Source organism: Amycolatopsis sp. cg9, assembly GCF_041346945.1.
Classification (GTDB): Bacteria; Actinomycetota; Actinomycetes; order Mycobacteriales; family Pseudonocardiaceae; genus Amycolatopsis.
Genome location: NZ_CP166850.1, coordinates 2,676,949 through 2,697,713 on the forward strand (window position 1 = coordinate 2,676,949; position 20,765 = coordinate 2,697,713).

A 20,765-nucleotide genomic window follows, 5' to 3' on the forward strand; every position below is an offset into this window, starting at 1 on the left:
CCTGACGTGTCCCCGTGGATACTCGTCCACGAATACTCGTAGACGAGGAGTCGGGATGAAGCGGCGGAAGGTCGGCAACCTGCTCGGGCTCGCCGTGCTGTCCGCGCTGGTCGACGGCCCCAAACACCCATACGAGATGGCCGCCGTGCTCAAGCAGCGCGGCAAGGAGGGCGACCTGCCGATCAAGTGGGGCTCGCTCTACACCGTCGTCGCGAACCTGGACAAGCACGGCTTCATCGAGGCCGTCGAGAGCGTGAAGGACGGGGGACGGCCCGAGCGCACCGTCTACCGGATCACCCCGGCCGGGCACGAGGAGTTCGAGGACTGGGTCCGCGAGCTCGTCGGCACCGTCGACCGCGAGCCGCCGCGGTTCAAGGCCGGGCTGTCGATGCTGGGGGTGCTCGGCCCGGACCAGACCGCGCGGCAGCTGCGGCTCCGGCTCACCGGGCTCGCCGAACGCGCGGCGGCCCTGCGGGCTTCTCTCGAGCAACTGAGCGGGCAGATGCCGCGGCTGTTCCTGGTCGAAGTCGAGTACGACCTGGCGATGGTGGAAGCCGAAGCGCGCTGGGTGCGCGGCTTCCTCGACGAACTGACCAGCGGCGCCGTGCCCGGCACGGACGCGTGGCGGCGCTGGTACGAGACCGGCGAACTCCCGGCTGACCTGGGGGAGTTCGTGGCAGGGAAATAGCACGGACCCCGGGTGGTGCTGGCACACCGCCCGGGGTCCTCGACCCCGAACCGAGCACGCCCGGCCCCGAGGTGGCACGAAGAGGATAACCGGGCGGCTCTTCGGTTCGGCTCAACCGAAGAGGAGAGATCCATGGAAACGACCCGCAAGCACCGGGTGCCCGAGATGGAGGGCTTCCAGGCGCGCTGGTACGCCAAGAACCGCGGCACGGACGCCCAGCTCAGGCAGTACCGGAAGCAGGCCGCCGAGGTCACGTCCGGGCTGGAAGAGGGGGCCGAGATCCTGGAGGTGGCACCCGGGCCGGGCTTCTTCGCCATCGAAGTGGCGAAACGCGGCTTCCGCGTCACCGGGCTCGACATCAGCCACACGATGGTCGAGATCGCCCGGGAAAACAGCGCGGACCTGGACATCGACTTCCGCCAGGGCGACATCGCGCACGCGCCGTTCGCGGCCGAGGCGTTCGACTTCGTCGTCTGCCAGGCCGCGTTCAAGAACTTCCGGCGGCCGGTGGCGGCGCTGGACGAGATGCACCGGGTGCTGCGCCCGGGCGGCTGCGCGGTGATCCAAGACCTCAACCACGAAGCCACCAGCGCGGACATCGGCCGTGAGGTCGCGTCGATGAACGTCGGCGTGGTCAGCGGCTTCACGATCCGGCAGACGCTCGGCTGGCTGCGACGCCGGGCGTTCACGCGGGAGCAGTTCGAGGAACTGGCGGCGGAGAGCGCTTTCGGCGGCTGCTCGGTCACCGCGGACGGCGTCGGCCTGGAGGTCCGCCTCACCCGCTGACCACCCCAGGGCGGCACTTTCCCCATGAAAGTGCCGCCCTCGGGGTCAGCGCGGGGCCATCCGGAGCGAGCCGTCCATGCGGACGACCTCGCCGTTCAGGTAGTCGTGGTCGATCAGCGAGAGCGCGAGCTGCGCGTACTCGTCCGGCCGCGCGAGGCGCTTCGGGAACGGGATCCCGGCGGCCAGCGCCGCGCGGAACTCGTCGCTCACCGTGGCCAGCATCGGGGTGTCCACGATGCCCGGCGCGATGGTCAGCACGCGGATGCCGTGCGAGGCCAGGTCCCGCGCGGCCGGCAGGGTCATGCCGACGACGCCGCCCTTGGACGACGAGTAGGCGACCTGCCCGATCTGGCCGTCGAACGCGGCGATCGACGCGGTGTTGATGATGACGCCGCGGGCGTCGTCCGCGAGCGGCTCGGTCTTGGCGATCGCCTCGGCCGCGACGGTCAGCACGTTGAACGTGCCGACCAGGTTGATCTGGATGACCTTCGCGTACAGCGCGAGGTCGTGGCGGCCCTTCTTGGACAGGATCCGCGCGGACGGCCCGATGCCGGCGCAGTTCACCACGGTCCGCAGCGGCACACCGGCGCCCGAAGCGGTCGCGACGGCCGCCTCGACCTGCTCGACGTCGGTGACGTCGGCCTCGACGTAGGTGATGCCGTCGACCTGCTCGGCCTTCTCGATCGACTGCGCCAGGTCGAGCGCGAACACCTTCGCGCCCTTGGCGGCGAGCGCCTTCGCCGTGGCTCCGCCGAGGCCCGACGCGCCACCCGTGACGAGCGCCGCGGTGTCCGTGATCTGCATCTGTGCCGTTCCCTTCGCTGCTCCGGTTCGCGGACTCAGGTTAACGCTCGTTCGCACGCACGGTTCGTGTCTTCGCTCACCGCTCTCGGAGGCGACTGTTTCCGTTAGCGTCGTGGTCAACTCCGGCTGTCACCTTCAGCACCATGACGCCAGCTCGGATCGTGGTGGTAGGTACCGGTTACGTCGGCTTGACCACGGGGGCCTGCCTGGCCAGTCTGGGGCATTCCGTCACCTGCGTGGACGTCGACCGCGCGAAGGTGTCCCGGCTGAGCGCGGGCCGCGTCGACATCCTCGAACCCGGGCTAGCCGACCTGGTCACCCGCGGCATCGCCGCCGGGCGGCTCCAGTTCGTCGTCGGCGCGCGGGAAGCGGTCCGCACCGCGGAGGCGGTGTTCCTCTGCGTGCCGACGCCGATGGGGGCCGGCGGCTCCGCGGACCTGCGCGCGGTCGAGGCGGTGACCACCGAAATCGGGGCCGTCCTGCCCGCCGGGTGCGCGCTGGTCACCAAGTCGACCGTGCCGGTCGGGACGTCCGAGCGGATCCAGGCGATGCTCGGCCGGGCCGACGTGCCGGTCGTGTCGAACCCCGAGTTCCTCCGCGAAGGCACGGCGGTCGCGGACTTCCTCGGCCCGGACCGGATCGTCGTCGGGTCGGCCGACCTCGCCGCCGCGCGCTGGGTCGGCGACCTGTACGCCGAGCTGGACGCGCCGGTCGTCGTCTCCGACGCGGCGAGCGCGGAGCTCGTGAAGTACGCCGCGAACTGCTACCTCGCGCTCAAGCTGTCCTACGTCAACTCGATCGCCGAGCTGTGCGAACGCCTCGGCGCGGACATCACCCTGGTCACCGAGGGCATGGGCTACGACCGGCGGATCGGCCGGACGTTCCTCAAGCCGGGCCCGGGCTGGGGCGGCTCGTGCCTGCCGAAGGACACCAGCGCGCTGGTCAAGGTGGCCGAGTCGGTGAACTACGACTTCAAGATGCTGACCTCGGCCATCGACGAGAACATCGCCCAGCGCGACCGGATCGTCGCGAAGATCGCCGGCGCGGTCGGCGGCACGCTGGCCGGTGCCCGGATCGGCGTGCTGGGCCTGGCGTTCAAGGCGGGCACCAACGACCTGCGCGACTCGCCCGCGCTCGCCGTGGCGTCGGTGCTGGGCGCGCTCGGCGCCGAACTGACCGCCTACGACCCGGCGATCGACGGCGGGATCGACGGGATGACCGTCGTCGACGACGCCTACCAGGTCGCGAAGGACGCGGACGTCGTCGTCGTGCTGACCGAGTGGGCCGAGTTCAAGCACCTCGACTGGGCCGCGATGGCCGAGCTCATGGACGGCATCGACGTCGTCGACACGCGCAACCTGCTGGACCCGCGGGTGCTCGTGGCCGCCGGGCTGTCCTGGCAGGGCGTCGGACGGCCGCGGGCGGCGGCGCGGATCAAGGTTTCTTGAGGCGTCGATCTTGGCTAAGGTGATCGGCACGGCATCGCGTGTCGGTCACCGGCTGGGTGAGGCATGGAGGTGGCGGGAGTGCCCCGGAGGCATTTCAACCGTGTCAGTATCCGTTTCCGTTGAATTGAACCACCTGATCGTCCCGTCCCGGAACAACCGGGAATCCGCCGAATTCCTGGCGAACCTGCTCGGCCTCGAAGTCGGGGAGGAGTGGGGCCCCTTCGTCCCCGTCGAGATGCGCAACGGCGTCCGGCTGGACTTCGCGAGCGTCCCCGAACAGGACCTTCGCCTGCAGCACTACTGCTTCCTGATCCCGGAGGACGACTTCGACGCCGTCTTCGCGCGGCTCGTCGAGACCGGCGTGACGTACCACGCCGACCCGATGGGGAAGCAGGTCGGCGAAATCAACCACAACCACGGCGGGCGTGGGGTCTATTTCCTCGACCCCGGCGGCAACGGGATGGAAATCATCACGCAGCCGTACGAGCCGGAGCGGACGCGCCCGTCGTCCTGGTAGTAGTTCCTTAGCTTTGCGTACTATCGGGGCATGTTCACGACGAGGCCGGAGCTGGCCGGCACCTTCGGGATGGTGGCATCGACGCACTGGCTGGCCTCGGCCACCGGGATGGCGGTGCTGGAAGACGGCGGCAACGCGTTCGACGCGGCGGTCGCCGCCGGGTTCGTCCTGCAGGTCGCCGAGCCGCACCTGTGCGGCCCGGCGGGCCAGGTGCCCGGCCTCTTCGTGACCTCGGACGACCCGACCCCGCGGGCGCTGGCCGGTCAAGGCCCGTCGCCCGCGGGGGCCACGCCGTCGCATTTCGCTTCTCTCGGACTGGACCTGATCCCGGGCAGCGGCCTGCTCCCGGCGACCATCCCGGGTGCCTGGGACGGCTGGCTCCTGCTCCTTCGCGACTACGGCACGAAGTCGCTTCGCACGGTGCTGTCGTACGCGATCGGCTACGCGCGCAACGGAGTTCCGCTGGTGTCGCGGGTCTCGGACACGATCAGCGCGGTGGCCGGCTTGTTCACCGAGCACTGGCCGACGTCGGCGGCGCTGTGGCTGCCGGACGGCAAGCCGGCTTCGGGCCTGCACAAGAACCCGGCGCTGGCGGACACCTGGGAACGGCTGCTGCGTGAAGCCGAAGCCGTCTCGGGTCGCGAAGCGCAGATCGACGCGGGACGCCGTGCCTGGTCACAGGGTTTCGTCGCGGAGGAGATCGAGGCGTTCAGCCGCCAGGCGTTCCGCGACGACTCCGGCCGCGACCACGCGGGCCTGCTGACCGGCGACGACCTGGCGTCGTGGTCGGCGTCGTACGAGGAGCCGGCGTTCGTCGACGTCGGCGACCGGCGCCTGGTCAAGATGGGCGGCTGGACGCAGGGCCCGGCGCTGCTCCAGCAGGCGCTGCTCCTGCACGGCTTCCGCGACGAGTTGTCCTTTGTGGACGGCATCGCGTCGGAGCGCACGGTGCACCTGGCGACCGAAGCGGCGAAGCTGGCCTTCGCCGACCGCGAGGCGTGGTACGGCGACACCGACGTGCCGCTCGACGTACTGCTGTCGGCGTCGTACACGGACTCCCGGCGGGCGTTGATCACCGACACGGCGTCCGATTCCCTCCGCCCCGGCGACGCACGTGGTCCCGCCCGCCTCCCGGCGATCCTCGACTCGCTGCAGGGCATCACGGCCGAGGGCGGCGCGACCGGCGAGCCGACGGTCGGCCCCCAGGGCCAGACCCGCGGCGACACCGTGCACCTGGACGTCGTCGACGCGGCGGGCAACCTGGTGTCCCTGACCCCGTCCGGCGGCTGGCTGCAGTCCAGCCCGACGATCCCGTCGCTGGGCTTCTGCCTGGATTCCCGCGGCCAGATGTTCTGGCTGGAGCAGGGCCTCCCGAATTCACTGGCTCCGCGCAAGCGCCCCCGGATCACGCTGTCCCCGTCCCTGGCCCTGCGCGACGGCGTCCCGACCCTGGCGTTCGGCACCCCGGGCGGCGACCAGCAGGACCAGTGGCAGCTGTGCTTCTGGCTCGCCCACGTCTACGGCGGCCTGAACCTCCAGGAGTCGATCGACGCGCCGGCCTGGCACACGACGGCGTTCCCCAGCTCGTTCTACCCGCGCTCCTGGAACCCCCGCGAGCTGGTGGTGGAGTCCCGCCTCGGCAAGTCCACTTTGGACGGCCTGCGTGCCCGCGGCCACGAGGTGGTGAACGCGGGCGACTGGGCCCTCGGCCGCTTGTCGGCGGTCTCCCGCACCGACGGCCTCCTCCGAGCGGCGGCCAACGCCCGCGGCATGCAGGGCTACGCCGCGGGGCGTTAGAGCGCGAGCGACGCCCAGCCGCCACCCTCGGCGAGCAGCGTGCGCACGCCCTCGGCGTGGCCGGCGAACCCGGCGAGATCGTTGTGCAGCAGAGCCATCCGCTCCGCGTCGAGCGGAGTGGTGTCGCCCTGCCACAGCTCGCAGATCCAGCTGGCGGACAGGTGCATCGACCGCACGAGCCCCGCCACGTCGGTCCCCGCGGCCGTGGACACGATTTCGTCGCAGGCGTTCACCAGCTCCCGCAGGCCGCGCACGGCTTCGTCCGGGCTGCCGTCCCAGCCGGGCCGGGGCCACGCAGACGAGCTCAGTTCGAGCCACAGCCGCCACCCGGCGGTCAGCTCTTCGTGGTCACGCGGCACCCATTGCCCGGCCATGCCTTCGAGTGTGCGCCCGAACGCACGGCCCGGCGGATGGGATTGCTCACTTCCCGGGCTTCTCCCACAGCCAGAACTCGATGCCCTGGTTGTCGACGCAGTCCGCGGTGGTCCCGTACGGGTGGTTCTCCACCTCGCCCGCCCGGCCGCCCTGCTCGCGCACCCGCGTCAACGCCGCTTCGAGGTCGTCGACCGCGTACATCAGCTTCCAGCCGACCTGCCGGTCGCCGGCCCACAGCCCGCCCTCGAGGCCCGGGCCCGAGAAGCCCCATGCGTCGGACACCGAGCCCGGCGTGAACTGCCAGCCCAGCACCGCGCCGTAGAACGACTTCGCGGGCTCGGCTTCCGGGACCTGGAACGTGAAGTACATGGCCGCGCCCGGGGAAGGCGCGGGAGGGGAGACGGTCGCCTGGGAGACCAGCCAGCGCTGGCCGAACGGGTCGCGGAACGAGCCGCCCCGGCCGTACGGCGAGTCGGTCACCTCGCGGATCAGCGTCGCGCCGCGCTCCAGGGCCCGGGCCACCGACACGTCCGGGTCCGGGACCTCGACCCGCACCGACGCGCCGCCCTCGCGGGGGGCGACGTGGCCGATCTCGGGGTACTCCTCGGCGAGCATCAGCACGGCGTCGCCGATGGCCAGCTCGGCGTGGCCGATGCGGCCGTCGTCCATCAGGATCGGGTCGCCGCGGCGCACGGCGCCGAAGACCTCGACGTAGAAGTCGAGGGCGGCGCGGGCGTCGGACACCGCGAGGTACGGCGTCAGCGAGCGCAGTTCGGCGGCGGTGGCCGGCGCTTCCGAGGTGGTCGTCATATCGGCTCCGTTCAAGATCGAGCGGCGCAGGTTGTCGCGCAGCTCGGCGGCGAAGTCCGGGTCGGGTTCGACCCGTGCGGAGGGACGGCGGAGCGCGTCGAACGGCTCAGGCATCGCGACCCTCCTTCTCTTCGTAGGCGCGCCGGAACGCGGCGCGGGCCCGCACGAGCAACGCCTCGGTGGCGTGCACGCTGCGGCCCAGGTGGCCGGCGACCTCGGGCACCCCGAGGCCGTCGACGTACCGGAGGGTCAGCGCGGCCCGGTGGTGCGGGCCGAGCGAGTCGAGCACCTGTCTCGCGCGCAGGGCGTCGAGCTGCTCGTCCCAGGGGTCTTCGACGTCCGGCTCGCTGTCGTGCACGAGCCGCAACCCGCGTTCCTCGCGTTCTTTGCGCCGCCAGTGGTCGGCGAGCTTGTGCCGGGCGACGCCGATCAGCCACCCGGTGCTCACTGGCGGTGCGTACTCCTTGCGACAGGCGGCGACCGCGCCGAGGAACGTCTCGGACGTCAGCTCCTCGGCGAGCGTGCGGTCGCCGCAGCGGGACAGCAGGTACCCGTAGACCTCCGGCAGCGCGGTCTCGTAGAGGCCGAGCAGCGCGAAGGCCGGGTCCGGTCGTACCCGAGGTTCCGTCACACCCCCATAGTCGTCCGGCGGACCGGTTTTCCGACGGGTGAATCCGGAATTTCTAAACCCGCGGGTCCGGCAGCCGCCGCCCGGTGATCGCGACGATCGCCGCCAGCAGCGCCACCACCCCGATCACCAGCGCGAACGCGTCCCGGCTGCCCAGTGAACCGGCGAGGGCCGCGTACAGGCTCCCCAGCGTCGCGACCCCCAGCGCCAGCGACGTCTGCTGGTTCGTCGTCATCACGCCGCTGCCCACGCCGGCCAGGTCGGTCGGCACGTGCGACAGGACGATCCGGAACAGCGTCGTCATCGCCAGCGCGTTGCCGACGCCGATCGCGACCATCGACGGCGCCAGGTCGAGCACGGTCAGGTGCGGCCACTGCGCCAGCGTCGTGCACAGCAGCGCCACCATCCCGAGCGCCGTGACCGCGCCGCCGACCGGGACGACCCGCTGGCCGTAGCGGGCCACCAGCCGGCTGCTCAGCATCGACACCGTGAAGTACGCGACCGCCAGCGGCGTCAGCGCGACACCGGCGCCGAGCGGCCCGAAGTGCAGGCCCTCCTGCAGCGTCATCGCGTAGACGAACATGAACGAACCGAACGCGGCGAAGAACGGGATCGCCACCATCAGCCCGCGCCGGACGCTCGGCAGCCGCAGCACCGACGGCGGCAGCAGCGGCGTGCCGCCGGTCCGCTCCAGGCGGCGTTCGACGTGGACCAGCGCCGCGGCCGAGAACGGGAACACGGCCAGCAGCGCGATCGTCCACGCCGGCCAGCCCAGCGCCCGGCCTTCCATCAGCGGGACCAGCAACGACAGCAGCGTCACGGCGAGGAGCAGCGTGCCGAGCCGGTCGACGCCCAGCGGGTTGTGCGCGCGGCTCTCCGGCAGCCGGCGGGCCAGTACCAGTACCACCAGGCCGATGGGCACGTTCACCAGGAAGATCGGCCGCCAGCCGCTGCCGAACAGGTCCGCGGCCACCAGGCCGCCGCCGAGGAGCTGGCCGACGACGGTGGAAAGGCCGCCGGTCGCGCCGAACAGGCCCAGCGCGCGCGAGCGCTCTTCGCCGGACGTCGTCGCCTGGATGATCGAGAGCACCTGCGGCAGCAGCAACGCCGACGCCGCCCCCTGCGCGGCGCGGGCGATCACCAGCGTGGTCGCCGTCGGAGCGATTCCGCAGGCCAGGGACGTCAGCGTGAACAGCCACAGCCCGGCGAAGAACAACCGGCGACGGCCGAACGAGTCGCCGAGGCGGCCGCCGACCACCAGCAGCACCGCGTACGCGATGCCGTAGGCGGCGACCACCAGTTCCAGGGTGGCGGTGGAGGCGTGCAGGTCGGCATCGATCGTCGGCAGCGCGACGTTGACGATGAAGAAGTCGATGATCGGCAGCGCCGCCCCCAGCAGCACCGTGACCAGGCCGGCGGGGGTCAACCCAGGCCGGGCGGGTGCGCCGGTCGTGTTCGGCGCGAGTTCAGTCGTGGTCATGGGTACTACGATCGGCCTCGATTTAAACTGGTACCAGTTGTTGTTCATCCTGGTACTGCCACTACCTGGTACCAGGTTCGCGGGCGTGCCATCCTGGCACCATGACCACCGCCGTCGAATCCGAACTGCGCCGCCAGGAACTGGCGAGGTTCCTGCGCAGCCGGCGCGAGCGGATCACGCCCGAGCAGGTCGGGCTCCCGATCCTGGGCCGCCGCCGGACGCCGGGGCTGCGCCGCGAAGAGGTCGCGCAGCTCGCCGGTGTCGGGGTCACCTGGTACACGTGGCTGGAGCAGGGCCGCGACATCAACGCGTCCGAGCAGGTCCTGCAGGCGATCGCCCGCACGCTGCGGCTCGACCCGCACGAGCACACGCACCTCTTCCGCCTGGCCGGCGCGCCCGAGCCCGAAGGCGAGAAGGACTGCCAGGTCATCACGCCGGCCATGGAGCTGATGCTCGAGAAGCTGGAGCCGTACCCGGTCGCCGTCCGCAACGCGCGCTGCGACCTGCTCGCCTACAACCGCGGCTACACCTGGCTGATGGGCGACGTCGACGCGATCCCGTTCGCCGACCGCAACACCCTGGTCCAGTGCCTGCTCAACCCCGAGTGGCGCGCCCGGATGCTGGACTGGGAGACGAACATCCCGCGCGTGATCGCGTCCTTCCGCGCGGCGATGGCCGACCACGTCGCCGAGCCCGCGTGGAAGCAGCTGGTGAAGCGCCTCAAGGCGGAGTCGCCGCTGTTCGCCGAGCTCTGGCCGCACCACGACGTCAACTCGGAGCCGATCCGCACCAAGCGCTACCTGCACCCGGACGTCGGGCTGCTGCAGTTCAACTTCACCTACCTCCACTACGGCCGCCGCTCGGAGATCACCGTGTCGACCTACACCCCGGCCGACGCGGAGACCGCGGCGAAGCTGCCGCTCGTGTTCTGACTACGGCGTACGGCGTACGGCGTACGCGGGGAGTCGCTCCGGGACGGACGCGGCCCGGCCCCGCGACCGGTAGTTTTCGCGGCATGAGATGGCCGCCGTGGGTGGGGCGCGTGGTGCGCACCGTCGTCGTCACCGGGTTCGTGCTCGGGGCGACCAGCGGTGCGTCGCGCTGGCAGCCCGGCGCGCCGCCGATGTCCCCGCTGGCGGCCGCGTGGCTCGCCGCCACCGGGCTGACGCTGCTGCTCGTCCACCGCTTCCCGCTGACGATCTTCCTGGTCACGACGGCGTCGGCGTTCGGCTACTACGCCTCCGGGCTGCCCGGCGGGCCGGTGATCCTCGTCCCGACCGTCGCGTTGTTCCTGCTCACCCGGCAGCGCGGGCCGCTGACCGCCGGGATCACCGGGTCCGCCGCGCTGGCCGTGCTCTACCTGGTCCACATCGTGACCTCGGGGTCGTTCGCGCTGGAGTTCGGCGCCGGGTTCCTCGTCGTCTGGCTGGTCGCGGTGATCGGGGTCGGCACCGCCGTCCGGTACCAGCTCGACGCGCTCGCCGCCCGCCGCGAGCAGGCCGACGAGCACCGCCACCGGCTGGCCGAGCAGGAACGGCTGCGCATCGCCCGCGAGGTCCACGACGTCGTCGCGCACAGCCTCGCCATGATCAACGTCCAGGCGGGCGTCGCCGCGCACGTCGCCGACCGGCGGCCCGAGCAGGCGAAGGAGGCGCTGCTGAACATCAAGGCGGCCAGCGCCTCGGCGCTCAAGGACCTGCGCGCGACACTGGCCGTGCTGCGTTCCGGCGAGGACAAGGCACCCGCGCCGAGCCTCGCGCAGGCCGGTGAGCTGCTGGAACACGCGCGCGACGCCGGGTTGGCGGTCGACGTCCACGGCGAGCCGGGCGACCTCCCGGCGCCGGTCGACGCGGCGGCGTACCGGATCCTGCAGGAGTCGCTGACCAACGTCGTCCGGCACGCCGACCGGCCGGAACACGTCGACGTGCGGTTCGAACGGCGCACCGGGAGCTTCGCGATGAAAGTCCGTGACGACGGCCGCGGCACCGCCCAGCCGACGCCCGGCCACGGCCTGCGGGGCATGGGCGAGCGTGCTTCGGCGCTCGGCGGCCGGTGCACCGCCGGGCCGGTCGACGGCGGGTTCGAAGTGTGCGTCGAGCTACCGATCGAGGGGGAAGCATGATCCGCGTCCTGCTGGCCGACGACCAGGTCCTGGTCCGCGCCGGGTTCCGCGTGCTGCTGGAGACCGAGGACGGCTTCGAGGTGTGCGGCGAGGCCGGCGACGGCGAGCAGGCCGTCGCGCTCGCCATCGAGCACCACCCGGACATCGTCGTGATGGACGTCCGGATGCCCGGCGTCGACGGCCTCGAAGCGACCCGGCGGATCACCGCGGACCCCGACCTCGCCGGGACGAAGGTGCTGGTCCTGACCACCTTCGACGTCGACGAGTACGTCTACGAAGCCCTGCGCGCCGGCGCGAGCGGGTTCCTGCTGAAGGACACCGAGCCGGTCGAGCTGCTGCGCGCGCTGCGAGTGGTCGCGAGCGGCGAGGCGCTGCTGGCGCCGACGGTCACGCGCCGGCTGATCCAGGAGTTCGTCGGCCGCCCGGAGAACCGGCGCGTCGACACCAGCGCCGTCCGCGAGATCACCGACCGCGAACGCGAGGTCCTCGCGCTCGTCGCGGGCGGGATGTCGAACGACGAAATCGCCGCCCACCTGGTGATCTCGACGGCTACGGCCCGCACCCACGTCAGCCGCATCATGACGAAGATCGGCGCGCGGGACCGGGCCCAGCTGGTGGTGCTGGCCTACGAGTCCGGCCTGGTCAGCCCGCGCCGGCCCGCCTGACCCGGCGCACCACCCGCACGGCCCGCACCAGGAACACCACGGCGAGGACCGAGACCAAGCAGATCCAGATCACGGCGCCTCCTCTCCCGGCCGACTCTCTGCTCAAGAGGCGTCCGGGAGTGGGACGGCGTTCACCGACACGGTCGAACTCACCCTTTCGGGTGAGCCGTCAGTTGTTCGTGCGCTCCGTCGGCGGCGCCTTCTGGACCTGCGCGGTCAGCAGCGTCTTGAACGAGCTGAGCGTCGCGTCCTTGGACGGGCCGAACGAGTCGATGATGATCACGCGGTTGTAGAGCACGTAGACCGCGCGGTAGACCTGCTGGTTCGCGTCCGCCGCCGAGAACACCTGGACGCCGTGCAGCGACAGGTTGCGGTTGACGGTCAGGCCGCCTTCCTGCTCCGCGTTGCCGTACTCGGCGGCCACCGCGGAGGCGGCCTGCGCGTTCGGCAGCTCCAGCGCGAACAGGCCCAGCGTGACGTCGCCGTCCTTGGTCGTCTTGAGCAGGCCTTCGGTCATGCCGCTCTGCTTGAGCTTCTCGATGACCGTCGTCGGCAGGTACTTGGCCGACTGCAGCTTGTCGAGGTCGAACTCGCCACCGCCGGCGCGGGTCGTGCCCGCCGGGGTGATCAGCGCGGCGGAGTTGTCGGCCGGCTCCGGCTTGGCCGCGGGCGGCTCCGGGAGCGGCTTGACGGTCGGCGCGGGCGGCGGCTGCTGCTGGCTCGAGCTCTGGGCGACCGGCGGGTTCTGGCCGCCGCCGTCCTTGATGAACAGCGCCCAGACGCCGAAGCCGAGGCCGGCCACCACGAGCACCGCGATGACGGCGAACGCGATCTTCTTTCCCTTGCCCGACGACGGCTGGGTCTGGAAGCTCTCCGGGCCCTGGCTGATCCAGTCCGCGTTGTTCGACGGCGCCAGCGGCGGGAACTCCGAGCCGCCCCATGGCGGGCTGACGTCCTGCTGCTGTGCGCCCCACGGGTTCTGCTGCTGCATCGGCTGGGCGAACCCGCCGGCCGGGGAGTGCTGGCCGTACTGCGGGGGCGGCTGCTGCTGCGGGAACCCGCCGGACGGCGAGTGCGGGTGCTGCTGCTGCCACTGCGGGACGACCTGGGTCCGCTCGCCACCGCCGGCGTCGGCCGCCGAGACGACCTGCGTCGCTTCCGCGGAGTTCTCCTGCGACTGCTGCTGGGGCGGGGCCACCGGCGGGATGATCTGGGTCTCGGCGGCGTTCCCGGCCGGCTGCGACTGCGCGGGCTGCGCGGGGGCCGCCGACTGGCTCTCACCGGTCGACACGGCCATGGACAGCACCCGGTCCCGCCGGGCCCGGTATTCGTCGGCCGTCAGGTTGCCTGCCGCGAGCTCCTCGTCAAGCCTGCGCAGCTCTTCCTGCCAGGTCACCCCGGTACCCCCTTGGGTATATCGCCTGCGAGTGCGAACTGAGGGTTCGCACGGAGTCATTGTGCACGGGTGTGCTCACCTGTTCGTCGCCCACCACCCCGTCGTTACCTTCGCGTGGCGGAGGTCAGCGCGGGTGCGCCGCGAGCACCTGGCCGAGCAGGTCGATCGTCTGGTCGCGCAGCAGCGCCGAGGACCCGCCGATGACGCTCCGCTCGACCAGTTCGAAGGTCACGATGTCGCGGTCGGCGAACAGGCCGGCCATCTCCTGCGCGGTGCTCTGCGCCACCGTCTCGGCGTGCACGATGGTGACGTCCTGGCAGCTCGCGGCCAGGAACGGGCTCGCGAACTGGGTGAACGAGTCGGCGACCACCGCCATGTTCGGAGCTATCGAGCCCTTCGGCTTGGCGCCGTCCGGCTGGCTCAGGTGCAGCGGCGTCTTGAAGTCGCTGGCGATGTAGCGGGTCCGGTCGGCGCCGCCGTCGGTGGCGAGGCTGTACGTCGTCAGCGAGCGCTGCTCGTTCTTGCCGAGCACCCGGGCCAGGTCGGCGGGCCACGGCCGGACGCCGTTCGGCGCCGCCTGCCAGTTCGCCGTGCTGCCGGGCTGGATGGCCGAGCCCAGCGCGTACGTCATGACCAGGCCGCCGTCGAACGACCAGTGCGTGTCGTTGCGGTCGTACAGCGAATGCCCGACCCGCTTTTCGGCGTCGGCGAGCGCGGGCCGCAGGTCGATCGCGCCGGACTCGCGCGGCACGCGGTTCCAGAACTCGGCGGTCCGCGCCAGCGCGCACGGCTTGCCGACGTAGGTGTCGGGCAGGTGCGTCGGCTCTTCGCTGTACTTGTCCGGCGCGATGACCAGCTCGAACTTCCGCCCGGACCGCTCGACGACGCCGCGCAGCTTCCGCAGGGCGGCGACGACGTGGTCGGTGTCCATCACCGGGCGGCACCGCGCGTTGACGTCCTCGCCGAGGTACAGCCAGCCGTCCTTGCCCGGGAGCACGGTCGGGTAGACGTACCCCGGGACGTCGCCGGTGTTCGGCTGCCCCTGGTCGACGCCGACGGTGCCGCCGTCGTGGCTGGTGCCCTGGCCGGACCCGGGCGGGTCGCCGAAGACGCCGGTGCCGACCGCGTCGGCGGCCTGGACCCCGGCCTGGCGCAGCGGCAGGTGGTCGGTCGCCCAGCCGGACAGGCCGGTGAAGAACCCGAAGCCGTCGGACAGGCTGGGGAAGTCGCGCAGCGGCCGGTTCTCGAACGCCTCGGGCCGCACGCCGACCGCGGACAGGAACAGCGGCGTGACGAAGAAGAAGGCCGCGCAGGCCAGCGCGGTGCGCTGGCGCTTGCTGTGCCGGGGCCGGTAGAGGTTGTGCTCCTTGGGCAGGAACGACTCCGGGGTCCTCGGCAGCACCGGCTGGGTGGGCAACTGCGACGGAGGACGGGAGGACACGGCCGTATCCTAGCGCCGGGCCGGTGACGGGCGGTCCGGAACGGTGATCCCGGAGGGACGTGCGATGAGCGGTGGCCGAGGGCCGGGCTACGACCAGCGGCTGGCCAGGGAGCGCGAGACCTTCGCCGGCCAGGAGGAGATCCACGGCAACCTGCCGCCGTCGGCGCACCGGTGGTCCAACCGGCACGTGCGCCCGAAGCTCGAAGCGCTCGGCGTACCCGGTCTCGACGAGCTGATCGTCGGGCAGATCGCCGAACGCGCGCAGGCGCTTTCGCGCGACGCCGTCGTGCTCTCCCTCGGCAGCGGCAACGGCGACCAGGAGCTCGGCTGGCTGCGCGGCCTGGCCGCCGCCGGTCTGGACAACGTCCGGCTGCGGCTGCTGGAGCTCAACCCCGAGATGCAGGCCCGCGCCGAGGCGTCGGCCCGCGAGCAGGGCGTCGCCGACCGGGTCGAGCTGATCACCGCGGACTTCAACACCTGGCGCGCCGACGCCGAGCACGACGTCGTCGTCGGGTTCCAGGCGCTGCACCACGTGCTGGACCTCGAGCACCTCTACGGCGAGATCAAGCGCAGCCTCACCGCGGACGGCGTCCTGGTCGTGCACGACATGATCGGCCGCAACGGGCACCGCCGGTGGCCCGAAGCGCACGAGGTCGTCGACCGGATCTGGGCGACGCTGCCACCCGAGCTGCGCCACAACTCGCTGACCGGGCGGACCGACGAGCGGTTCGAGGACGTCGACTGCGCCGCCGACGGGTTCGAGGGCATCCGCGCCCAGGACGTCCTGCCGGTGCTGCTCGACCACCTGCACCCGAGCCTGTTCCTGCCCTACGGCAACGTGATCGACCCGTTCGTCGACCGCATCTACGGCCACAACTTCGACATGGACAACGCGGCGCACGTCGCCCTGATCGACGAGATCGGCGTGCTCGACGACAGCCTGCTCGACCTCGGGCTGGTCACCGGCACGCGGCTGACCGCGCTGTTCCACCCCACCCCGCGGCCGCTGCGCGTGCACGGCAACCGGACGCCCGAGCGGTCGGTGCGCGACACCCGCGCCGTCGACCCGGCGGGCCGCGTCTCGTTCCGGCCCGGTGGCACCAACGGCGAACGGCTGGTGGGCGGCGCGGGCGTCGTGACCGGGCGGCTGAACGGCATCGCCCACGACGACTGGGCGGCGCCCTCGGTCGAGTTCCCGGTGCTCACGACGGCCCCGGTCGAGGCGCTCGAACTCAAGACCTACCTGCCGGACGACGCCACCGAGCACGGCAGCGTCACGGTGTCCGTGGACGGCGTCCCGGTCGCGAAGGCCGACGTCGGGGCCGGGCTGACCGAGCAGGTGCTGCCGGTCCGGCTCGACGCCCACCGGCAGGTGCGGCTCTCGCTCGACGCGGACTGGTCGATCACGGCCGGGCTGGGTGGCGACCGCCGCACACTGGCGTATGTCCTGGTCGGACTGAGCCTCCGCTAATCTGCCCGCCATGGGCAAGGGGACGAGCGGTGAGCGCCTGATCGAGTGGACCGGCGAGCGGTGCGTGCCGTGGACCGACGACCTCCAGGTGATCTACGAGCACTACCACCGCTACGCGTTCGCGAGCCGGTTCACCGCCGGCAAGCGCGTCCTCGACCTGGCCAGCGGCGAGGGCTACGGCGCCGCCCTGGTCGCCGGGCCGGCCGCCGAGGTGGTCGGGCTCGAGATCGACCCGCGGACCGTCGAGCACGCCCGGGCCCGCTACCCGCACGTCCGGTTCGAGGTCGGCTCGATCACCGACCCGGACGCGCTCGACGGCGAAGTCTTCGACGTCATCACGTGCTTCGAGGCTATCGAGCACGTCGACGAGCAGGACCGGCTGATGGCGCTGGTCCGCAACCGGCTCGCGCCGGGCGGGGTGTTCCTCTGCAGCACCCCGGACATCGAGGTCTACACGCACGACCACGGGAACGAGAACCCGTACCACGTGCACGAGCTGACCGAATCGGCGTTCCGCTCGCTGCTGGCCGGCAGCTTCGAGCACGTCGTCGTGCTGCGGCAGAACGTCGCCGTCGGGTCGCTGATCCACGACAACGGCGCGGGCACCGGGGCCGAGGTCTTCGCGCTCCGGGCCGACGACGCCGACGGCTGGGTCATCGAACCGGGCGCGCCTCACACGTACTTCGTCTCCGTCGCCTCGGCCGCGCCGCTCGACGTGCCCTCGACGTCGGCGATGATCGACCCGAAGCTGACGCTGGTCGCGCGCGCCGCCGCCGAGGCGGGCCGCCTGCGTGACGGACTGGGCCGCGCGGAAGCCGAGCGCGACCAGGCGACGGCGTCGGTCACCCGGCTCACCGGTGAGCTGGCCCAGGTCACCGCGGCCGAGCAGCGGGCCGCGACCGAGCGCGACGAGGCGCTCCGGCAGGCCGAGCGCGCCCGCGAGGACCGGCAGCGCGCCGCCGACGAGCTGAACCGCCTGCAGCGCAAGGCGGGCTACGACCGCGAACGCCTGGAGTGGCTGGCGAGCAACAACACCGGCCTCAGCGAAACCATCGGCAGGCTCGCCGCGGAGAACGAGAAGCTGCGTGCCGAGACGTCCGCGCTCGTCCAGCGTGCGATCGGGAAGTACCGCGGCACGATCGAGAAGTACGCGCCCCGCGGCACCCGCCGCCGCGACTTCTACGAGACGGCGCTCGGCCGCCCGGCCGGGGTGCTGCCCGGCGAACCCGCCGGCGTGCCGGGCCCGGTCGCGGTGACCACCAGCGACCAGCCGATCGTCAGCGTCGTCATCCCGGTGTACGGCAACTGGAACTACACGCGCGGCTGCCTCGATTCGATCCAGCGGCACCTGCCGTCGACGCCGTTCGAGGTGATCGTCGTCGACGACAAGTCGCCGGACGACTCCGCCGACCGCGTGGCCGGCTGCGCGGGGGTCCGGCTGGTCCGCGCGCCGAAGAACCTGGGCTTCGTCGGTGCCTGCAACCTGGGCGCGGAGAACGCGCGCGGCGACTTCGTCTTCTTCCTCAACAACGACACCGAGGTGAAGGCGGGCTGGCTGGACGAGCTGGTCGCCGTGGTCGAGACGCGCCCGGACGTCGGGCTCGTCGGGTCCAAGCTGGTCTACCCGGACGGCCGCCTCCAGGAGTGCGGCGGCATCATCTGGGCCGACGGCACCGGCTGGAACTACGGCAGGCTGCAGAACCCGGACGCCCCCTGGTACCAGGCGCTGCGCGACGTGGACTACTGCTCGGGCGCGGCCCTGCTCGTCCGCCGCGAGCTGTTCGAGCGCATCGGCGGCTTCGACCAGCGCTTCGCCCCCGCGTACTACGAGGACACCGACCTCGCGTTCGCCGTGCGGGCGGCCGGCTACCGGACGATGGTCCAGCCCGCGTCGGTCGTCGTGCACCACGAAGGCATCACCAACGGCACGGACGTCTCCTCCGGCGTGAAGCGCCACCAGGAGCTCAACCGCGGCGTCTTCGTCGACAAGTGGAGCGTCCAGCTGCGCGACCACTTCCCCGAGGCGAGCCCGCGCGCGGTCTGGGCCGGGCGGCAGCGCACGGCGGACGGCCACCGCGGCGGCACCGTGCTGGTCGCCGACCACCAGGTGCCGATGCCGGACAAGGACTCCGGCTCGGTGCGGATGTTCCGCATCCTCGAACTGCTCGTCGGACTCGGGCAGCGCGTCGTCTTCATGCCGCTCAACAACGCGCTCCCGGAGCCGTACGCCGACGCGCTGTACCGCGCGGGCGTCACGGTCGTGACCGGGCTCGGCGAGCAGCTGGAGTTCCTGCGCGACGCCGGCGCCGACCTGAGCCTGGCCGTGCTGTCCCGGCCGCACGTCGCTTGGCAGCTGCTGGAGCAGGTCCGCGAGCACGCGCCCGACTGCGTCATCGCCTACGACACGGTCGACCTGCACTTCGTCCGGCTCAACCGGCAGGCCGACCTGGCCGCGCAGCTCGGCGAAACGCGCGAGGAGCTGACGCTGCGCCGACGCGCCGAAGTGCTGCGGGAGTCGGAGCTCGGCTTGACCCGCGCCACCGACGTCACCTTCGTCGTGTCCGATGTGGAGCGCGCGCTGCTGGGCGAGCTCGTGCCGTCGGCGCGCGTCGAGGTGCTGTCCAACGTGCACCACGCGGACGGCTCGGTCGCGGTCCCCGAAGGCCGCTCCGGCGTGCTGTTCGTCGGCAGCTTCGACCACCTGCCCAACCGGGACGCGGCGCGCTGGCTGGCGGAGGAGATCATGCCGCTCGTGCGCCGCCGCCGTCCGGACGCGGTCGCGCAGATCGTCGGCAGCAACCCGCCGCAGGAGGTGTTCGACCTCGAACGCGACGGCGTCGTCGTCCGCGGCTGGGTCCCGAACCTCGACAGCGCCTACGGCGAGGCCCGGGTCGTCGTCGCGCCGCTGCGCTTCGGCGCGGGCGTGAAGGGGAAGCTGGGCGAGAGCCTCGGCTACGGCGTGCCCGTGGTCGCCACCCCGCTGGCCGCCGAGGGCATGCACCTGACGCACGGCCAGGACGTCCTCGTCGGCGCTTCGGCACCGGAGCTCGCCGACGAGATCGTCACCCTGCTCGAGGACGACAAGCTGTGGCAGCGGCTGTCCGAAGAGGGCAAGACGGTGGTGGACCGCCTGTTCGGCGCCGACGTCGCCCGCCGCACGCTGGCCGGGGTGCTCGACCGGCGCGGCTGATCAGCTGGGCGGCAGCGCTTTCTTGAACACGGCGACGGCGTTGTCGAGGCTGGTCTTCAGCTCGTTCTTGTCCTTTTCGAACGGCTGGGACGCCCAGAGCACGATGGCCACCTTGCCCGAGGTGTACCAGGTGCCGTCCAGCCGCTGGTCGTCGTTGCGGCCGGTGACCGACGCCGGGTCGGCCGCGATCGGGGTGAACCCGCCGGCCGCGGCGGCGTCGCGCAAGTAGTCGACGATCGCCTTCGCGCCCTCGGCGTTCTCCGCGGGGATCGCGTAGCCGAGGAACCCGGTGTCCCCGGCCGACGAAGCGCGGTAGACGAGCTGCGTGACGCCGTGCTGCGAGAAGACCTGCGCGGCTTCCTTGGGGTACAGCTTCAGGTCGAGCCCGCGGGCCAGCGACATCGTCGAGCTCTCCGGGTGCTGCATCCCGGGCAGCGGCGGCACCTGGTCCTCCAGCTGCGGCTGGGTCGCGGCGGCGGGCGGCTGCGTCACGGCGGGCGTGAACGACGAGAGGGCGCTGGGCGCCGGGTCGTCGTTGCCCAGCCACATCGTGGCGCCGACGACCATGCCGACCACGACCAGCACGCCGAGCGCGATGAACGGCCAGGTCGGCCGGCCCGAGGAGCCGCCGTCGGTGTCCCACCGGTGCTTGCCCGCCGAGCCGTCCGGTTCGAGCTGCGGCGGGCGCGATTCGCCGCCCGGCGGCGTGATCGGCGGGAACCGGCTGCCCGGGCCCTGCTCGGCCGGTCCGTCGACGCGCAGGTAGCGGGTCGGGGTGATGTCGGCCGGGCTCGGGGCGGTCGTCATGTGGTCGGGGATGGCGGGCACGTGGCTCGTCGAGACCGTCTTCGGCAGCCCGGTCCGCTGCCACGGCGGTGGCGGCAGCGGGACCGCCGGCCGGGGCGACTCCATGCGCTGCGGCGGCGGCACCGGGTGGACGGGCGTGGGGTGGCTCGCGGGGTTCGCGCTCCGCCAGGTTTCACCCGGACGGCGTAGCGGCGAAGGCACCGGTGACGGCACCGTCGAACCGGAGGCCTGCGCGAGCAGCTCATCCCGCTGTTTGCGGTGGTCAGCGGGCTCGATGCGACCCTCGGCAAGCTCCGCGTCGAGACGGCGAAGCTCTTCCTGCCAGCTCATCCAAGGACCC

18 protein-coding genes are annotated in these 20,765 nt (G+C 72.1%); 10 read left to right on the forward strand and 8 right to left on the reverse strand.

The features are described from left to right. Window positions 1–55: 55 nt before the first annotated feature. Window positions 56–688 (forward strand): PadR family transcriptional regulator, encoded by a 633-nt coding sequence (locus AB5J73_RS12595; RefSeq protein ID WP_370969887.1) that lies wholly within the window; start codon window positions 56–58, stop codon window positions 686–688. A gap of 132 nt (window positions 689–820) precedes the next feature. Continuing rightward, the gene (locus AB5J73_RS12600) at window positions 821–1,474 is read left to right on the forward strand and encodes a class I SAM-dependent methyltransferase (RefSeq protein WP_370969888.1); all 654 of its coding nucleotides are present in this window, start codon (window positions 821–823) and stop codon (window positions 1,472–1,474) included. Window positions 1,475–1,519: 45 nt separating this feature from the next. Here AB5J73_RS12600 and AB5J73_RS12605 read toward each other — a convergent pair whose 3' ends face one another. After that, window positions 1,520–2,278, reverse strand: coding sequence for an SDR family NAD(P)-dependent oxidoreductase (locus AB5J73_RS12605; protein WP_370969889.1), 759 nt, complete (start codon window positions 2,276–2,278; stop codon window positions 1,520–1,522). A 143-nt stretch (window positions 2,279–2,421) separates the two neighbouring features. Between AB5J73_RS12605 and AB5J73_RS12610 the strand changes: the two genes are divergently transcribed. The 3 genes from AB5J73_RS12610 to AB5J73_RS12620 all read left to right on the forward strand — a co-directional run bounded on the left by AB5J73_RS12610 (window position 2,422) and on the right by AB5J73_RS12620 (window position 6,040). Beyond that, on the forward strand, window positions 2,422–3,726 hold the full coding sequence (locus tag AB5J73_RS12610; protein ID WP_370969890.1) for a UDP-glucose/GDP-mannose dehydrogenase family protein: 1,305 nt from the start codon (window positions 2,422–2,424) through the stop codon (window positions 3,724–3,726). 124 nt (window positions 3,727–3,850) lie between these two features. Then, window positions 3,851–4,243: a VOC family protein gene (locus tag AB5J73_RS12615; protein ID WP_370969891.1), complete on the forward strand. Its 393-nt coding sequence runs from the start codon at window positions 3,851–3,853 to the stop codon at window positions 4,241–4,243. A 30-nt stretch (window positions 4,244–4,273) separates the two neighbouring features. Beyond that, on the forward strand, window positions 4,274–6,040 hold the full coding sequence (locus AB5J73_RS12620; protein ID WP_370969892.1) for a gamma-glutamyltransferase family protein: 1,767 nt from the start codon (window positions 4,274–4,276) through the stop codon (window positions 6,038–6,040). Here AB5J73_RS12620 and AB5J73_RS12625 read toward each other — a convergent pair. The 4 genes from AB5J73_RS12625 to AB5J73_RS12640 are packed head-to-tail and all read right to left on the reverse strand — an operon-like array spanning window position 6,037 to window position 9,333. Further along, window positions 6,037–6,414, reverse strand: a complete 378-nt coding sequence (locus AB5J73_RS12625) for a hypothetical protein (RefSeq protein ID WP_370969893.1) — start codon at window positions 6,412–6,414, stop codon at window positions 6,037–6,039. The genes AB5J73_RS12620 and AB5J73_RS12625 overlap by 4 nt on opposite strands. A 46-nt stretch (window positions 6,415–6,460) precedes the next feature. Continuing rightward, complete coding sequence (locus tag AB5J73_RS12630; RefSeq protein WP_370969894.1) at window positions 6,461–7,339, reverse strand: VOC family protein; 879 nt, start codon at window positions 7,337–7,339, stop codon at window positions 6,461–6,463. Then, on the reverse strand, window positions 7,332–7,856 hold the full coding sequence (locus AB5J73_RS12635) for an RNA polymerase sigma factor (protein WP_086858133.1): 525 nt from the start codon (window positions 7,854–7,856) through the stop codon (window positions 7,332–7,334). The genes AB5J73_RS12630 and AB5J73_RS12635 overlap by 8 nt, the downstream gene beginning before the upstream one ends. Before the next feature lie 52 nt (window positions 7,857–7,908). Then, window positions 7,909–9,333 carry an MFS transporter gene (locus AB5J73_RS12640; RefSeq protein WP_370969896.1) on the reverse strand — a complete coding sequence of 475 codons (1,425 nt, stop codon included), beginning with the start codon at window positions 9,331–9,333 and terminating at the stop codon, window positions 7,909–7,911. A gap of 101 nt (window positions 9,334–9,434) precedes the next feature. Here AB5J73_RS12640 and AB5J73_RS12645 point away from each other — a divergent pair, with 101 nt between their 5' ends. From AB5J73_RS12645 to AB5J73_RS12655, 3 genes are all read left to right on the forward strand, one after another. Continuing rightward, complete coding sequence (locus AB5J73_RS12645) at window positions 9,435–10,265, forward strand: helix-turn-helix transcriptional regulator (protein WP_370969898.1); 831 nt, start codon at window positions 9,435–9,437, stop codon at window positions 10,263–10,265. 83 nt (window positions 10,266–10,348) lie between these two features. Next, window positions 10,349–11,455 carry a sensor histidine kinase gene (locus AB5J73_RS12650; protein WP_370969899.1) on the forward strand — a complete coding sequence of 369 codons (1,107 nt, stop codon included), beginning with the start codon at window positions 10,349–10,351 and terminating at the stop codon, window positions 11,453–11,455. Continuing rightward, a complete protein-coding gene (locus tag AB5J73_RS12655) occupies window positions 11,452–12,120 on the forward strand; it encodes a response regulator (protein ID WP_370969900.1) in 669 nt (222 codons plus the stop codon). The genes AB5J73_RS12650 and AB5J73_RS12655 overlap by 4 nt, the downstream gene beginning before the upstream one ends. Window positions 12,121–12,289: 169 nt before the next feature. Here the strand turns inward: AB5J73_RS12655 and AB5J73_RS12660 are convergent, their stop codons facing one another. Together AB5J73_RS12660 and AB5J73_RS12665 are read right to left on the reverse strand one after the other, a co-directional pair. Continuing rightward, complete coding sequence (locus AB5J73_RS12660; RefSeq protein ID WP_370969901.1) at window positions 12,290–13,516, reverse strand: DUF1707 domain-containing protein; 1,227 nt, start codon at window positions 13,514–13,516, stop codon at window positions 12,290–12,292. A 124-nt stretch (window positions 13,517–13,640) separates the two neighbouring features. Continuing rightward, window positions 13,641–14,933, reverse strand: coding sequence for a hypothetical protein (locus AB5J73_RS12665; RefSeq protein ID WP_370973116.1), 1,293 nt, complete (start codon window positions 14,931–14,933; stop codon window positions 13,641–13,643). 88 nt (window positions 14,934–15,021) lie between these two features. Here AB5J73_RS12665 and AB5J73_RS12670 point away from each other — a divergent pair, with 88 nt between their 5' ends. Together AB5J73_RS12670 and AB5J73_RS12675 are read left to right on the forward strand one after the other, a co-directional pair. Continuing rightward, entirely contained in the window at window positions 15,022–16,428 is a 1,407-nt protein-coding gene (locus AB5J73_RS12670) for a cyclopropane-fatty-acyl-phospholipid synthase family protein (protein WP_370969903.1), read from the forward strand. A 10-nt stretch (window positions 16,429–16,438) separates the two neighbouring features. Then, window positions 16,439–19,618, forward strand: a complete 3,180-nt coding sequence (locus AB5J73_RS12675) for a glycosyltransferase (RefSeq protein WP_370969905.1) — start codon at window positions 16,439–16,441, stop codon at window positions 19,616–19,618. Here the strand turns inward: AB5J73_RS12675 and AB5J73_RS12680 are convergent, their stop codons facing one another. Continuing rightward, a complete protein-coding gene (locus AB5J73_RS12680; protein ID WP_370969906.1) occupies window positions 19,619–20,755 on the reverse strand; it encodes a hypothetical protein in 1,137 nt (378 codons plus the stop codon). It lies immediately after the preceding gene. Window positions 20,756–20,765 lie beyond the last annotated feature (10 nt).